Annotated in this window: 13 protein-coding genes, 1 tRNA gene and 1 riboswitch; of the genes, 1 reads left to right on the forward strand and 13 read right to left on the reverse strand. The window is 60.2% G+C overall.

Features of this window, described 5'->3' with window-relative positions:
• Positions 1–58 precede the first annotated feature (58 nt).
• Entirely contained in the window at positions 59–2,101 is a 2,043-nt protein-coding gene (gene prlC, locus PG888_RS15865) for an oligopeptidase A (RefSeq protein ID WP_270693769.1), read from the reverse strand.
• Between the two features lie 449 nt (positions 2,102–2,550).
• A riboswitch (cyclic di-GMP riboswitch) is annotated at positions 2,551–2,635 on the forward strand.
• Positions 2,636–2,682: 47 nt separating this feature from the next.
• Between prlC and PG888_RS15870 the strand changes: the two genes are divergently transcribed.
• Positions 2,683–4,878, forward strand: coding sequence for an immunoglobulin-like domain-containing protein (locus PG888_RS15870; protein ID WP_270693768.1), 2,196 nt, complete (start codon positions 2,683–2,685; stop codon positions 4,876–4,878).
• 371 nt (positions 4,879–5,249) lie between these two features.
• Here the strand turns inward: PG888_RS15870 and hemB are convergent, their stop codons facing one another.
• The 12 genes from hemB to PG888_RS15930 all read right to left on the reverse strand — a co-directional run bounded on the left by hemB (position 5,250) and on the right by PG888_RS15930 (position 15,136).
• Positions 5,250–6,266: a porphobilinogen synthase gene (gene hemB, locus PG888_RS15875; RefSeq protein WP_270693767.1), complete on the reverse strand. Its 1,017-nt coding sequence runs from the start codon at positions 6,264–6,266 to the stop codon at positions 5,250–5,252.
• Between the two features lie 3 nt (positions 6,267–6,269).
• Positions 6,270–7,055 (reverse strand): TatD family hydrolase, encoded by a 786-nt coding sequence (locus PG888_RS15880; RefSeq protein WP_005342402.1) that lies wholly within the window; start codon positions 7,053–7,055, stop codon positions 6,270–6,272.
• Positions 7,056–7,243: 188 nt separating this feature from the next.
• On the reverse strand, positions 7,244–7,999 hold the full coding sequence (gene tatC / locus PG888_RS15885) for a twin-arginine translocase subunit TatC (protein ID WP_163129685.1): 756 nt from the start codon (positions 7,997–7,999) through the stop codon (positions 7,244–7,246).
• Positions 7,996–8,460 (reverse strand): Sec-independent protein translocase protein TatB, encoded by a 465-nt coding sequence (tatB, locus tag PG888_RS15890; RefSeq protein WP_005342398.1) that lies wholly within the window; start codon positions 8,458–8,460, stop codon positions 7,996–7,998. The genes tatC and tatB overlap by 4 nt, the downstream gene beginning before the upstream one ends.
• A 3-nt stretch (positions 8,461–8,463) precedes the next feature.
• Positions 8,464–8,715, reverse strand: a complete 252-nt coding sequence (gene tatA / locus PG888_RS15895; RefSeq protein WP_234605812.1) for a Sec-independent protein translocase subunit TatA — start codon at positions 8,713–8,715, stop codon at positions 8,464–8,466.
• A 42-nt stretch (positions 8,716–8,757) separates the two neighbouring features.
• The gene (gene ubiB, locus PG888_RS15900; protein ID WP_270693763.1) at positions 8,758–10,398 is read right to left on the reverse strand and encodes a ubiquinone biosynthesis regulatory protein kinase UbiB; all 1,641 of its coding nucleotides are present in this window, start codon (positions 10,396–10,398) and stop codon (positions 8,758–8,760) included.
• The gene (locus PG888_RS15905) at positions 10,398–11,006 is read right to left on the reverse strand and encodes a ubiquinone biosynthesis accessory factor UbiJ (RefSeq protein WP_270693795.1); all 609 of its coding nucleotides are present in this window, start codon (positions 11,004–11,006) and stop codon (positions 10,398–10,400) included. Before PG888_RS15905 ends, ubiB begins: the two co-directional genes overlap by 1 nt.
• Before the next feature lie 20 nt (positions 11,007–11,026).
• Positions 11,027–11,779: a bifunctional demethylmenaquinone methyltransferase/2-methoxy-6-polyprenyl-1,4-benzoquinol methylase UbiE gene (gene ubiE, locus PG888_RS15910; RefSeq protein ID WP_042656756.1), complete on the reverse strand. Its 753-nt coding sequence runs from the start codon at positions 11,777–11,779 to the stop codon at positions 11,027–11,029.
• 65 nt (positions 11,780–11,844) lie between these two features.
• Positions 11,845–12,222: a fluoride efflux transporter CrcB gene (gene crcB, locus PG888_RS15915; protein ID WP_042656755.1), complete on the reverse strand. Its 378-nt coding sequence runs from the start codon at positions 12,220–12,222 to the stop codon at positions 11,845–11,847.
• 94 nt (positions 12,223–12,316) lie between these two features.
• The gene (locus PG888_RS15920) at positions 12,317–13,582 is read right to left on the reverse strand and encodes a cytosine deaminase (protein ID WP_270693762.1); all 1,266 of its coding nucleotides are present in this window, start codon (positions 13,580–13,582) and stop codon (positions 12,317–12,319) included.
• Positions 13,576–14,820, reverse strand: a complete 1,245-nt coding sequence (gene codB / locus PG888_RS15925) for a cytosine permease (RefSeq protein ID WP_270693761.1) — start codon at positions 14,818–14,820, stop codon at positions 13,576–13,578. Before codB ends, PG888_RS15920 begins: the two co-directional genes overlap by 7 nt.
• A 240-nt stretch (positions 14,821–15,060) precedes the next feature.
• A tRNA-Thr gene (locus PG888_RS15930) sits at positions 15,061–15,136 on the reverse strand.
• Positions 15,137–15,319 lie beyond the last annotated feature (183 nt).

A 15,319-nucleotide genomic window follows, 5' to 3' on the forward strand; every position in this document is an offset into this window, starting at 1 on the left:
CCCACTATGCCGCAAAAAGTATCTACTTGAAGCTCAGTGCGGTAAGGGGCCCTCAGCCTCAGGCGGCAATCCCGCTGTGTCTGAGCAGGGCATCCACCTTGGGCTCGCGACCACGGAAAGCACGGAACAGCTCCATCGGCTCCTTCGAGCCCCCCTTCTCCAGAATATTCTTCAGGAAGGATTGGCCGGTCGCCGGGTTGAAGATCCCCTCCTCCTCGAAGCGGGAGAAGGCATCGGCAGAGAGCACTTCGGCCCACTTGTAGCTGTAGTAGCCCGCCGCATAGCCGCCCGCGAAGATGTGGGAGAAGCTGTGCTGGAAGCGGTTGAACGCCGGTGGCGTCATCACGGCCACCTGACTGCGCACCTCGTCCAGCAGCGCCGGGAGTTGCGCCGGATTGGCCGGGTCAAACTCCTGATGGAGACGGAAGTCGAACAGGGCGAACTCCAGCTGGCGCAGCATCTGCATCGCCGCCTGGAAGTTGCGAGCCGTCAGCATCTTCTCCAGCAGATCGGCAGGCAGCGGCTCGCCGGTCTCGTAATGGCCGGAGATAAAGGCCAGCGCCTCGGACTCCCAGCACCAGTTCTCGAGGAACTGGCTCGGCAGCTCCACCGCATCCCAGGCCACGCCGTTGATACCGGCGACACCGGCCACGTCGATGCGGGTCAGCATGTGGTGAATGCCGTGGCCGAACTCGTGGAACAGGGTGACCACTTCGTTGTGGGTGAACAGTGCAGGCTTGCCATCCACCGGGCCGTTGAAGTTGCAGGTCAGGTAGGCCACCGGCTTTTGCAGCGAGCCATCCTGACGGTAGCGACGACCCAGGCAGACGTCCATCCAGGCACCGCCCTGCTTGTGCTCGCGGGCGTAGAGGTCGAGGTAGAAGCTGCCACGCAGCTCGTCCTCGGCGTCGAAGATGTCGTAGAAACGCACGTCCGGGTGCCAGGTGTCGATGCCGAGGCGCTCGCGCACCTTCATGCCGAACACCCGCTTGACCACCTCGAACAGCCCCTTCACCACCTTGCTGGCGGGGAAGTAGGGGCGCAGCTGCTCGTCGGAGATGGAGAACTTGTGCTGCTTGAGCTTCTCGGCGTAGTAGGCGAGATCCCAGGCAGCCAGCTCGCCCTGACCGTGTTGCTCGGCGGCGAAGGCGCGGATCTCTTCCAACTCGGCCTTGCCCTGCGGCAGGGACTTGGCCGCCAGATCGGTGAGGAAGCTCACCACCTGTTCGGTCTTGTCCGCCATCTTGGTGGCCAGGGAGAGCTCGGCATAGTTGGCAAAGCCCAGCAGCTGGGCCAGTTCGCGGCGCAGGGTGAGCAGCTCGCTCATGATGGCGGAGTTGTCCCACTTGCCCGCATTGGGGCCCTGATCGGAGGCGCGGGTGGTGAAGGCCTGATACATCTCGGCACGCAGTTCGCGGTTGTCCGAGTACATCATCACCGGCAGGTAAGAGGGGATATCCAGGGTGAACAGCCACCCCTCTTTACCCTTGAGCTCGGCCATCTGACGGGCAGCGGCACGCACGCTGTCGGGCAGACCGGCCAGTTCGGCTTCATCGGCCACCAGCTTGTGCCAGCCCTGGGTTGCATCCAGCACGTTGTTGCTGAAGCGGGAGGCCAGCTCGGAGAGGCGGGCCTGAATTTCGCCATAACGCTGCTGCGCCTCGGCAGGCAGACCGATACCGGAGAGGCGGAAGTCACGCAGGGTATTCTGGATCTCCTTGCGCTGGGCGCCGCTCAGCAGCGGGAAATCATCGCTCTGGGAGAGGGCCAGATAGGCCTGATAGAGCCCTTCATGCTGACCGACATAGGTCTGGAATTCGGAGAGCAGCGGCAGGCAGGCGTCATGGGCCTCGCGCAGTGCTTCGCTGTTGAGTACGGAATTGAGGTGGCTGACCGGTGACCAGATCCGTGACAGGCGGTCATTTACCTCTTCCAGCGGGGCAATCAGGCTATCCCAGGTATGGGGTTCACGCTGGGCCAGCACATCGCTGATCTTCTGCTTGCAATCAGCAATCGCCTGAATCACGGCAGGCTGTACCTGCTCCGGCTTGATCTGGCTGAAAGGGGGCAGCGAATCCATTGTCAGCAAAGGGTTATTCATCCCGGTTACCTCTTGTTTGGTCTTGAACAGACCGCTTTAGCAGCTCTGTATGGCTTTCTAACATGTGGGCAACCCATGCAATAATCAAGCTGGAATCACACTCCCGCCCCCTTTTTGCCATTCGTCTCACAACCGGCGCTCCGCCTGCCCCCTGCGCGTCAACTCATGACACAAGCCGCCGGGCCTGTGACCCATATTTGCCGCGCGACAAATCGGGAGTTCGCTCGCGCCGATTGTGATAGCCAAAGTCCTCACCAAGCCTGTGGCCATCAGCGTTGGCACCTTGTCGCGCATCGCGTTATTTAAGCAAACATCGTATGGAACACATTGAATTATTAAATTTTTCCAAAATGTGACATACAGAAGAGCACATTGATTAATTTATCTTCCCCCTCCTACCATATGCGGCTAATTTGGGGCTGCTTGATTCTCTGTACCAGACAGAGGTCGGGTGAAAAAGGCAAGGTGGTTCGAAAGGCCACCACGCAAAGCCACCGGTCTAAGGGATTTTCCTATGACAGCGGGGCTGCCCCCGAAGCCCATCCCCTGATGGGCCTCCTTTTGCAATGTACGGAGCAATGATGAACAAGTTCAAACTCTCCCTGCTGGGCTGCCTGATCGGCGCCACCAGCCCCATGCTGCACGCAGCAACCGCTGGCCAGAGCATGGTCAACCCGCAATCCGGCGTAGTGGTCGGCTACTGGCACAACTGGTGCGGCGGCGCCGGTTATCAGGGCGGTACCGCCCCCTGCGTCAAACTCGATCAGGTCAACCCGCAATACAACGTGGTCGACGTCTCCTTCATGAAGGTCTATGGCAGCAATCCGATCCCGACCTTTAAGCTGGATACCGCCACCGGCATGAGCGAAAGCCAGTTCATCGAGCAAATCGCCGAGCTGAACCGCCAGGGCCGTGCCGTGCTGCTGGCGCTGGGTGGTGCCGATGCGCACATCGAACTGCGTACCGGTCAGGAGCAGGCCTTCGCCGACGAGATCATCCGTCTGGTGGAGACCTATGGCTTCGATGGTCTGGATATCGATCTGGAGCAGGCTGCCGTTACCGCCGCCAACAACCAGACCGTGATCCCGGCCGCCCTGCGTCTGGTCAAGGATCACTACCGCGCCCAGGGGAAAAACTTCCTCATCACCATGGCGCCGGAGTTCCCCTACCTGACCGCCAACGGCCTCTACACCCCCTATCTGCGGGCGCTGGAAGGCTACTACGACTGGATCAACCCGCAGTTCTACAACCAGGGTGGCGATGGCATCTGGATCGACGGTATCGGCTGGATTGCCCAGAACAACGATGCGCTGAAAGAAGAGTTCATCTACTACATCGCAGACTCGCTGATCAACGGCACCCGCGGCTACTACAAGATCCCCCACGACAAGCTGGTGTTCGGCATCCCGACCAACATCGATGCCGCCGCCACCGGTTACGTCAAGAATCCGCAGGATCTGTTCGATGCCTTCAACCAGCTGAAGAATCAGGGTCAGCCCCTGCGCGGCGTGATGACCTGGTCCATCAACTGGGACATGGGTCGCAATGCCGCCGGTCAGTCCTACAACGAATCCTTCATCAAGAGCTACGGCCCCTTCATTCACGAGCAGGAGATCACCCCGCCGATCGACAACGGCAAGCCGGTGTTCAGCGGCGTAAGCGATACCCGCATCAAACAGGGTACCGCCTTTGATCCGCTGGCCGGGGTCACCGCCAACGACAAGGAAGATGGCGACCTGACTGGCCAGATCCAGGTTGAAGGCTCGGTAGACAGCCAGCGCATCGGTCTCTACCCCCTCACCTACAAGGTGAGCGATCGCGACAACAACGTCACCGAGCAGGTACGCAGCGTCGAGGTCTACAGCATGAAGCCGGTATTCAGCGGCGTCACCGACACCACGCTGGAGCTGGGCACCGCTTTCGATCCTATGACCGGTGTCAGCGCCCATGACGAAGAAGATGGCGATCTGACCGCCCAGATCAAGGTCAGCGGCAGCGTCGACAGCAACAAGGTTGGTCGCTACACCCTCACCTATCAGGTGAGCGACAGCGCAGGCCAGCTGGTGACCCAGCAGCGCAACGTGACCGTCAAGGAACAGGGCGCCATCTGTGAAAACAGCTGGGATGCCAAGAAGGTCTACGTGGGCGGCGACATCGTCAGCCACAACGGCAAGAACTGGCTGGCAGGCTGGTGGACCCAGAATGAAGAGCCGGGCACCACCGGTGACTGGGGCGTCTGGAAAGTTCAGGGCGACAGCGATTGCGATGGTGGCAACAAACCGCCAGTGATCAACAGCAGCGACTTCACCGTCAGCGCCATGGGCTCCGAATACACCATCGTCAACGGTCAGGTCAGCATCCGTTTCAACGTGACGACCGCCAACCCGGTACAGATCACCGCGACCCTGGAGCAGAACGGCCGCAGCCACGGCACCACCAGCAGCAAGGTGAACGGCACCAGCACGCTGGTACTGCAGGGCAACAACGTCACCGATGGCAGCTACGACGTGGTGATCACCGGTCTGGCTGACGGCCAGAAGCCGGTGGTACAGCGCTTCCCGGTCACCCTGGCCGAAGAGAGCGGCAACGGCGGCAATGATGGCGACTACCCGGCCTACGCCCCCAATACCACCTACCAAGCGGGTGATCGAGTCAGCAACGCCGGTGGCAACTTCGAGTGCAAACCCTGGCCCTACAGCGGCTGGTGTGGTGGTTCTACCAGCCACTATGCACCGGGTACCGGCTCTGCCTGGAGCGATGCCTGGACCAAGCTGTAATCAGCAGGTCATAAGCAAGAGGGAGCCGTTGGCTCCCTCAGCCACTACGCATCAACCGCGACCGGCTCTGCCTGGAGCGACGCCTGGACCAAGCTGTAATCAGCAGGTCATAACCAAGAGGAGGCCGCTGGCTCCCTCAGCCACTACGCATCAACCGCGACCGGCTCTGCCTGGAGCGATGCCTGGACCAAGCTGTAATCAGCAGGTCATAAGCAAGAGGGGGCCGTTGGCTCCCTCAGCCACTCGCATCAACCGCGATTGGCTCTGCCTGGAGCGATGCCTGGACCAAGCTGTAATCAGCTATCAATAACGAAAGAGGGGAGCCATCGGCTCCCCTCTTTTCTATCCGTTACACGCTCGGACACATCCGCTTAACGGGCATCTTCCTTCAGCCACTGTGCCACGCGCTTGGCGAAGTAGGTGAGGATGCCGTCGGCCCCGGCCCGCTTGAAGCAGAGCAGGGACTCCATGATGCACTCCTTCTCTTTCAGCCAGCCGTTCTGGATCGCCGCCATGTGCATGGCGTACTCGCCACTCACCTGATAGGCAAAGGTCGGCACGCCGAACTGATCCTTCACCTGACGGATCACGTCCAGATAGGGCATGCCCGGCTTGACCATCACGCTGTCGGCCCCTTCCTGAATATCCAGCGCCACCTCGTGCAAGGCTTCGTTGCTGTTGGCCGGATCCATCTGATAGGTGGCCTTGTTGCTCTTGCCGAGGTTGCCGGCAGAGCCGACCGCATCGCGGAACGGGCCGTAGTAGCAGGAGGCGTACTTGGCGGAGTAGGCCATGATCTGGGTGTTGATGAAGCCGCTCTCTTCCAGCGCCGCGCGGATGGCGCCGATGCGGCCATCCATCATGTCAGACGGCGCCACGATATCGACCCCGGCCTCGGCGTGGGAGAGCGCCTGCTTGATCAGGATCTCGGTGGTGATGTCGTTCAGCACATAGCCTTCGTCATCGATGATGCCGTCCTGACCGTGGGTGGTGAACGGATCGAGCGCCACGTCGGTGATCACCCCCAACTCCGGGAAACGGGCCTTGAGGGCACGCACGGTACGTTGGGCCAGCCCGTTCGGGTTGTAGGCCTCTTCCGCCATCAGGCTCTTGCTCTCCAGCGGCGTCACCGGGAACAGGGCAATGGCGGGCACGCCCAGCTCTACCAGTTCGGCAGCCTCTTCCAGCAGCAGATCGATGGAGAGACGCTCCACCCCCGGCATGGAGGGAACGGCTTCCCGACGGTTTTCCCCCTCCAGCACGAACACCGGATAGATGAGATCGTTGACGGTCAGTACGTTCTCGCGCACCAGACGACGGCTGAAATCATGTTTGCGCAAGCGGCGCAGGCGGCGGCCCGGAAAGGCGCCCGGAAGAGTTGTAGCCATGAATCACTCCTGGAGAGGAAGTTGGAAGAACGCGGCGGAGGTGGCCCGGGTATGGGCCAGCAAGGCCTCGGGCGCTTCACCACGACAGGCCGCCACCACCTGGGCGATGTGCGGCAAAAAAGCGGGTTCGTTGCGTTTCGGGCGGGGTTTCAGATCCCGCGGCACCAAATAAGGGGCGTCGGTCTCGATCATCAGCCGACCGGCCGGAATGCGCGCTACCTGTTCGCGCAGCAGCTGGCCGCGGCGTTCGTCGCAGAGCCAGCCGGTCACCCCGATATGCAGACCCAGCGCCAGACACTCGTCCAGCTCCTCATCGGAGCCGGTGAAGCAGTGCAACACGGCCCCCGGCAGCTTCGGCAGCCAGGGACGGAGGATCTCGATGAAACGGGCATGGGCGTCACGGCAATGGAGGAACACCGGCATCCCGAGCTCGGCGGCCAGTGCCAGCTGGGCGTCGAACACTGCATCCTGCACCGGACGGGGGGAGAAGTCGCGGTTGTAGTCGAGGCCGCACTCGCCGATGGCCACCACCTGCGGCAGCGCCGCCAGCTCGCGCAAGGCGGGCAGGGTTGTCTCATCGACACTCTTGGCATCGTGAGGATGCACCCCGGCGGTGGAGAAGCAGTAGCCCGGCCAGCGGGCGGCCAACCCGGCGCTCTCGCGGCTGCCAGCCAGATCGGTACCGGTCAGGATCAGGGCCTCGACCCCGGCGGCACGGGCACGGGCCACCAGCTCAGGCTGTTCACCGGCGAACTGGCTGCTGGTCAGGTTTAAACCGATATCGATCATGGGATAAGACGTTCCGAACAAAAGGAAGACATATCAGGTATTTGAAAACCATCTACTCGATGGGCCAACACCATACGCCTCGAACGGGAGCATGAAAAGAGGAAGGGAGCCTCAGCTCCCCTCGTTCTGCTATTCCTGCGGACTTCGTCATCCTCTCGCCGTCCGGCAAACAGGTGACGAGCAGAGCCTCAGCTCTCCCCATCCGGTTGTTCCTGTTGCTCTTCATCCTCTTTCTTCACATAGAAGCGGGCGAAGAACAGACCTATCTCCCACAGCGCCCACATCGGGATGGCGAGCAGGGTCTGGGAGAAGACATCGGGCGGCGTCAGCAGCATGCCGACCACAAACACCCCGACGATGACGTAGGGACGCTTCTCCTTCAGGTTCTTGGGGGTGGTCACACCGGTCCAGCACAGCAATATAGTGGCTACCGGAATTTCGAACGCTACCCCGAACGCGAAGAACAGGGTCAGTACGAAGTCCAGATAGCTGGCGATGTCGGTCGCCACCGTCACCCCGGCGGGGGCGGTACTGGTGAAGAAACCGAACACCAGCGGGAACACCACGTAGTAGGCGAACGCCATGCCCGCATAGAACAGCACGGCACTGGAGGCGACCAGCGGCATGATCAGCCGCCGTTCATGCTGGTACAGACCGGGGGCGATAAAGGCCCAGGCCTGATAGAGCAGATAGGGGATCGCCACGAAGAAGGAGACCACCAGGGTCAGCTTGATCGGCGTCAGGAAGGGGGTCGCCACATCCGTCGCGATCATGCTGGTCCCTTCCGGCAGCTGGCTGAGCAGCGGCTGGGCCACGAAGTCGTAGATGTTGTTGGAGAAGTAGATCAGCCCCAGAAACACCACCAGAATGGCGGAAATGGAGCGCAGCAAACGGGTTCTCAGCTCAACCAGATGGCTGATCAGAGGTTGTTCGGCCTGACTCATGGCTTCACCTCCCCTTTTACTGCGGAGTCGCTGACCGGCACCGGCTCGCTCTCCCGCTGGCTGTTGACCGGCGGCACGTCGTGGCTCAGCTGCACTGCAGGCTCCACCGGCGTGGCAGGCTCAGCCTGGGCAACCGGCTCGGGGCGCGGCGGACGGATCTCGTTCTCCACCTGATAGGGGCGATTGACCGACTGGGCCGCCGCCTTGAGCTGTTCGATGGACTCCTGCAGCTCGGGGCTCAGATTGCTCATCTGCAGCTGTTCAGCCTTCTTGAGGTCGTTGTGCAGCTCTTGCAACTTGAGCTCCTGCTCCAGCTCGGACTTGACCGAGTTCGCGGTCGAACGAATGAGGCGGATCCAGTGGGTAGCCGTGCGGATGGCAACCGGCAGCCGCTCGGGCCCCAGTACCACCAGTGCGACCACACCGATAACGACCAGCTCCCAAAAACCGATATCGAACATGGCTTAGGCCTGGTCTTTGTCTTTCTGCTTGGCGGACTCACTGCTCTGAGCGGCCGCTTCGTTCAGCTGTTTCGGGGGAAACTCGGCATCTTTCTGCTCGGCCTTGGCATCGGCCGGCTCGTCGGAGAGTGCTTTCTTGAACCCTTTGACCGCCGCGCCCAGATCACCACCAATACCGCGCAGTTTCTTGGTACCGAACAGCAGCACCACGATGACTGCAATGATCAACAATTGCCAAATACTGATACCACCCATGACTTTCTCTCCAGAACAGGCGCCTGACGGCGCGGTTGTTGATTAATGGGAACGGGCTCGCAACCAGCCGACCAGCCAGCAGAGGGCTGCACCGGCGAGACTGGCTTGTCCCCACTCAATGTGTTGTTTTTGGGTCAGCAAGAATACACCCGCCAATAGCAGGCTGGCTCCAACCCCTAAGAGGTAGCGGGCCTGCCCCTGCCGACGGCTGTGACGGCGGAACTCGGCAAACATCTGGTCGAAATGACGCTGCTGATGACGGGTCTGACGCAGGGTCTCATAGACCAGCTCCGGCAGCTCCGGCAGTTTCTCAGCCCAGAATGGCGCCTTCTCCTTGATGGCGTTCCACACCGCTTTCGGCCCGACCTGCTCGTGCATCCAGTTTTCCAGATAGGGCTTGGCGGTCTGCCACAAATCGAGTTGCGGGTAGAGATGACGCCCCAACCCTTCCACATAGAGCAGGGTCTTTTGCAGCAGCACCAGCTGCGGCTGCACCGTCATATGGAAGCGGCGGGCAGTGTTGAACAGGTTGAGCAGCACGTGACCGAACGAAATCTCGGAAAGCGGCTTCTCGAAGATGGGCTCCAGCACGGTGCGGATGGCGAACTCGAACTCGTCCACCTTGGTGTCTGCCGGCACCCAGCCCGACTCCACGTGCAGCTCTGCCACCCGGCGATAGTCGCGGTTGAAGAAGGCGAGGAAGTTCTCCGCCAGATAGCGCTTGTCTTCCCGATTGAGGGTGCCGACGATGCCGCAGTCGATGCCGATCCAGAGCGGGTTTTCTGGGTGCTCATAGGAGACGAAGATGTTGCCCGGGTGCATGTCGGCGTGGAAGAAGCTGTCGCGGAACACCTGGGTGAAGAAAACCTCCACCCCGCGCTCGGCCAGCAACTTCATGTTGGTGCCGTTGGCTTCAAGCGCCGGTATATCGGAGACCGGAATGCCGTAGATGCGCTCCATCACCAGCACCTGCTCACGGCAGAGATCGGTGATGATTTCAGGCACATAGAGCGCCTCGGAGCCGGTGAAATTGCGGCGCAGCTGGATGGCGTTGGCCGCTTCACGCATCAGATTGAGCTCGTCGAGGATGGTCTTGCGATACTCCTCCACCACCTCGATGGGGCGCAGTCGCGCGCTCTGGGGCACAAAACGGGCCACCAGACGGGCCAGCGCCTGCATCAGCCGCAGGTCGGCCTCGATGACCGGCTCGATGTCAGGACGGATCACCTTGATGACGATCTCGCGGCCATTCTCCTTCAGGCGGGCGGTATGCACCTGCGCGATGGAGGCGGAGGCCAGCGGCGTCTCGTCGAAGTCGTCAAACAGGGTTTCGATGGGGCAACCCAGGCTCAGCTCGATCTGCTGACGCGCCGCCTGACCACAGAAGGGGGGCACTCTGTCCTGCAGCAGGGCCAGCTCCTCGGCGATATCCGGCGGCAGCAGGTCGCGGCGGGTCGAGAGCATCTGGCCGAACTTGATGAAGATGGGACCAAGGGCCTCGAAGGCGAGGCGGATGCGGGCACCGCGGCTGAGATCCGGTTGCTGGTTCTTGAGCCAGAACAGGGAGCGACGGGCCAGACGACCCGGCCAGGGTTGATAGCGGGCGGGCACCAGTTCGTCGATGCCCCGCTCCAGCAGGATGGTGATGATGCGATAGAGGCGTTTGAACTCCTTCGGGGTCATCAGGTCACCTGCTGCTCGAAGCGGGCTAGCCGCAGTTCGACGGCCTTGAGCTGCTGGGCCAGCACCTCGACGTCATCGTTGAAACTTGCCACTTCCAGCGGGCCGGGGGCGAGGCGGGCCTCTTCGGTCAGATATTCCGCCAGCTGGCTGCGGGTGCGGCACAGTTCGCGACCAACCAGACGACGAGCCTGACGAGCACCGCTGAACAGGGTGTGGGCCAGCACGTCGCCGGTATAGCGCGACAACTCCTCTTCCCAGTCGATATCCAGCTCGCCCAGCAGCACGCAGAATGCCTGTACCAGCTGGGGATCGCCGCTCAGATCCAGCTTCTCCTCGCGGATATAGCGGGTCAGGGCGGACGGGTCTTTCAGCAGACCGAGGGCGGTCAGCGACAGGCTGAGCACCGCATCGGCCTCCCCTTCATGCTGGGCCAGCACATCCAGCCGACGCTCGGAGAAGACAAACCAGAGCGGCTTGAGTTCACGCAGCTCCAGCTTGAGCACCTTGCCCACTAGTTTGCGCAGCCTCTCCGGGCTCTGTTTGTCCAGCGCCAGCAACTGGTTGAGGCTGGTTTCGATCACCGCGGTGACCATGGCATCCAGTTGTATCGGGATTGGCATAGGCAACCTTAAAACTTGTAACCGCGGTGCAGGGCGACCACACCCTGAGTCAGATTGAAGTACTCCACCTGTTCGAAACCGACATTTTCCATCATGCCAGCCAGGGTCTGCTGATCCGGGTGCATGCGGATGGACTCTGCCAGATATTTGTAGCTTTCACCGTCGTTAGCGACGATTTCGCCCATTTTCGGCAGCAGTTTGAAGGAGTAGAGGTCATAGAGCTTGGCGATCACTTCACTGACCGGCTTGGAGAACTCCAGCACCAGCAGACGGCCACCCGGCTTGAGCACGCGGAACATGGAGGCGAGCGCCTTGTCCTTGTCGGTGACGTTGCGCAGGCCGAAGCCGATGGTAATCACATCGAAGTGGTTATCCGGGAAGGGGAGCGCCTCGGCGTTGGCCTGCACGTAGGAGACGTTGTTGGCGACCCCCAGATTGCGCAGCTTGTCACGGCCCACTTTCAGCATGGAGTCGTTGATATCCGCCAGCACTACCTGACCGGTCTCGCCGACGATGCGGGAGAACTTGGCGGTCAGATCACCGGTACCACCGGCCAGATCCAGCACCTTCTGGCCCTTGCGCACACCGGAGCAGTCGATAGTGAAGCGCTTCCACAGGCGGTGGATGCCGAACGACATCAGATCGTTCATCAGATCGTACTTGGCTGCCACCGAATGGAAGACACCGGCCACCAGAGTTTCCTTCTCGGTCGCGGCCACGGTTTTAAAGCCAAAATGCGTTGTCGTTGCTTGTTCTGACATCCCTTAAACACCCATAGAGCAAAGAATGGCCGCCAGTTTACCAGAGCCACTGGCGTCCGGACACCTTAAACCCGGCTCGCAACCAACTGCATGCCCAGCACTACCATGGCCAGACAGAGGAAGAGATTGAGCGCGATATTGAGCAGTGCTTTCAGATAGGCGCCATGTTGGGCCAGCACCACCGTATCGAGGGCAAAGGAAGAAAATGTGGTCAGGGCACCGAGGATCCCCACCATCAGCAGTGGCTTCATAGGATGTTCGACGATATGGCCGTGACTGATGAGGGCGTAGGCCACCCCCATGATGAAGGAGCCCACCACGTTGACCACCAGAGTGCCATAGGGGAAGTGGCGGCCCAGCAGGAGCGCCATCAGTTCGGCAATGCCGAAACGCAGGCAGGCGCCGATGGCTCCGCCGGCAGCAACAAATAACCAGGTTTGCATGGAGTCACTCCCTCAGGATAAGGCCGCCATTATGCGCAATGGCAGCCCTTGTGCCCAGAGGCGGAACTAATCGCCACACTCCCTGATTGAAAACTCAGCGGCGAAAATCGATCGGCTCGGATTGACCCAGCACGATCTCGGTCTGGGCCGGTCGGGTCTGGGCGATCACCTTGCCATGGCGGATCGAATAACGCACCGGCACCTGACGACGCACCGCATCGAAGCCGTTGTCGGCGGGCAGGATCAGCAGGTTGGCCGATTTGCCCACCTCGATGCCATAGCGATCCTGCACATTCAGGGTGCGGGCGCTGTGGCTGCTGATCAGCTTCAGACCGTCGTTAATCTGCTCGTAACCCATGATCTGGCAGACATGAAGCCCCATGTGCAGCACCTGCAACATGTTGGCAGTGCCCATGGGATACCAGGGATCGAACACATCGTCGTGGCCGAAGCAGACGTTGATGTTCGCCTCCAGCATCTCCTTCACCCGGGTGATGCCACGGCGCTTGGGATAAGTATCGAAGCGACCCTGCAGGTGAATGTTCACCAGCGGATTGGCCACGAAGTTGATATCAGCCATCTTCAGCAGCCGGAACAGACGGGAAGCATAAGCGCCGTTGTAGGAGTGCATGGCGGTGGTGTGACTGGCAGTGACTCTATGACCGATACCGCGCTCGTAGGCCAGAGTTGCCAGCGTCTCGATGAAACGGGACTGCTCGTCATCGATCTCGTCGCAATGCACATCGACCAGAACCTGATACTTCTCCGCAAGATCGAAGATGTAGTGCAGACTTTCGACCCCATATTCCCGAGTAAACTCGAAGTGGGGGATCGCACCGATCACATCGGCCCCCAGCTTGAGGGCCTCTTCCAGCAAGGCCTTGCCGTTGGGGTAGGAGAGGATCCCCTCCTGCGGGAAGGCGACAATTTGCAGCTCCACCCACTCCTTCATCTCTTCCCGCACCTCCAGCATCGCCTTCAGGGCAATCAGATTGGGGTCGGAGACATCAACGTGAGTACGCACAAACTGGATGCCGTTGGCGATCTGCCACTTCAGTGTCTGGATGGCGCGCTGTTTCACATCCTCATGGGTCAGCAGCGCCTTGCGCTCGGCCCAGCGCTCGATCCCCTCGAACAGGGTGCCGGAGAGATTCCAGCTCGGCTCGCCCGCCGTCTGGGTGGTATCGAGGTGAATGTGAGGTTCGATAAAGGGCGCGATGACAAGACCGCCCTCCCCGTCCAGTACCCGACCAGCTACGGCATGTTCGTCATGGGGTTCGATGGCGGTGATTACCCCATCCTGACAGCGGATCTGCCACAACCCTTCCCGATCGGCAAAACGAATATGTTGAATCAGCATTTGCTAGCTTCCTGTACCAGAACCGGCCGCTGGGTGAGGCGAACCAGAATGAAATAGGTGAAGGCGGCGCCCAATACCGCGTTGAGTGGCACTATGCCCGGCAGCCATTTTCCGACAGCCACCCCGACTGCCGTGGCGACCAGCGCCTGCCAGCGCACCGTCTCGAACTGCTGATCGGCAAACTGACGATAACGCTCACGATTGAGCAGGAAATCCATGATGATAATGCCACCGATCGGCGGGATTGCCGTACTCAAAAAGGCCAGCCAACCGACAAAGTTGTTGTAGAGCCAGAGGGCGCAAGCCGTGCCAATCAATCCATTGATCACGCTGAGCGGCTTGCTCTTGAGACCCGTTATGTTGGCAAAACCAAGACCGGATGCGTAGAGGGCGTTGTCGTTGGTGGTCCAGATATTGAGGCCCAGTACCAGAATGGCGGGGATCAGCAGTCCCTGCATCAGCATCACTTCCGAAATATCAGCCTGACCGGTCACGGCCGCACCGGCTGCACCGAAGATGAACATCAGAGTATTGCCCAAAAAAAACGCCACCATGGTAATCATGACGGCGCCCCAGGGTTTGCGACCAAATCGGACAAAGTCGGCGGTCAGGGTTCCTGCACTGATGAAGGAACCGACCACCATGGTCAAGGCCGTGGTGAACTCGATGGGATTGCTTGGTTGCACCTGCTGCAACGCCGCCATGCCACCGGTCGAGGTTACCGCCAGCCAGACCGAGTAACCACCGAGCAGTGCGATAGCCGGTACGGCCACAAAACTCAGTACCATCAGAGCGGAGATCCCGAAGTAGACGGTCACCGTCATCAAAATGCCCGAAATGGCGATCAGCCAGTTCACATCGATACCGGTCGCCTTCTGCACCGGCAGCGCAAACATCGCCACACCAACGCCGAACCAGCCAACCTGAGTGCCACCCAGCAGCAGCGAAGGCAGCCAGGAACCTTTCACCCCAAAGGAGTAACGAGCCAGCAGATGGGTAGAGAGACCGGTTGAAGCACCGATATAACCGAGACAGGCGGTGTAGATCCCCAGCAGCAAGTTGCCGATCAGTACCGCCTTGATGAAGTCATCGAACACCAGCCCGGTGCCTAACGCCCCGCCGGTCCACATGCTGGCAGAGAAGAACGTCAGGCCGAGCATCACCAGCATCAGCGACAGCACACCTTTGCGCCCCTTGGCGGGAACCGCCCCCAAACAGTATTCATTATCCTGCGCCATGCTCTCTCTCCACGTAATAGGCAAAACGCGCCGGATTTTACATGTAAAACGTTTTACGTCAATCAAACCACGATGAATATCGGGAAATTAATAGGTTTTGTGGTCAAACGAACCACAAAAATGAAGAGTGATGGAGAAGTATGAAACCCCGAGAAATGGAGATCAGCAGAGGATATGGTGGCATTTTGCCGAGAGACAAATGCAAAAAAGCCTCCCTTTTCAGGGAGGCTTTTGCTTTCATGGTGCTGATACCCAGAGTCGAACTGGGGACCTCATCCTTACCAAGGATGCGCTCTACCAACTGAGCCATATCAGCACACTAACCGGTAAAGACCGCACTGTGTGCGCTATCTAAATCTTTTGTCCAATACAACCTGACGTTGTATCGCGACCAACCACATTGCTGTGATTGCTTAATTAAAGCCTGGCAGTGTCCTACTCTCGCATGGCGAATGCCACACTACCATCGGCGCTACCGCGTTTCACTTCTGAGTTCGGC

The sequence above is a fragment of the Aeromonas sp. QDB23 genome, from assembly GCF_027707745.1.
Classification (GTDB): Bacteria; Pseudomonadota; Gammaproteobacteria; order Enterobacterales; family Aeromonadaceae; genus Aeromonas; species Aeromonas allosaccharophila.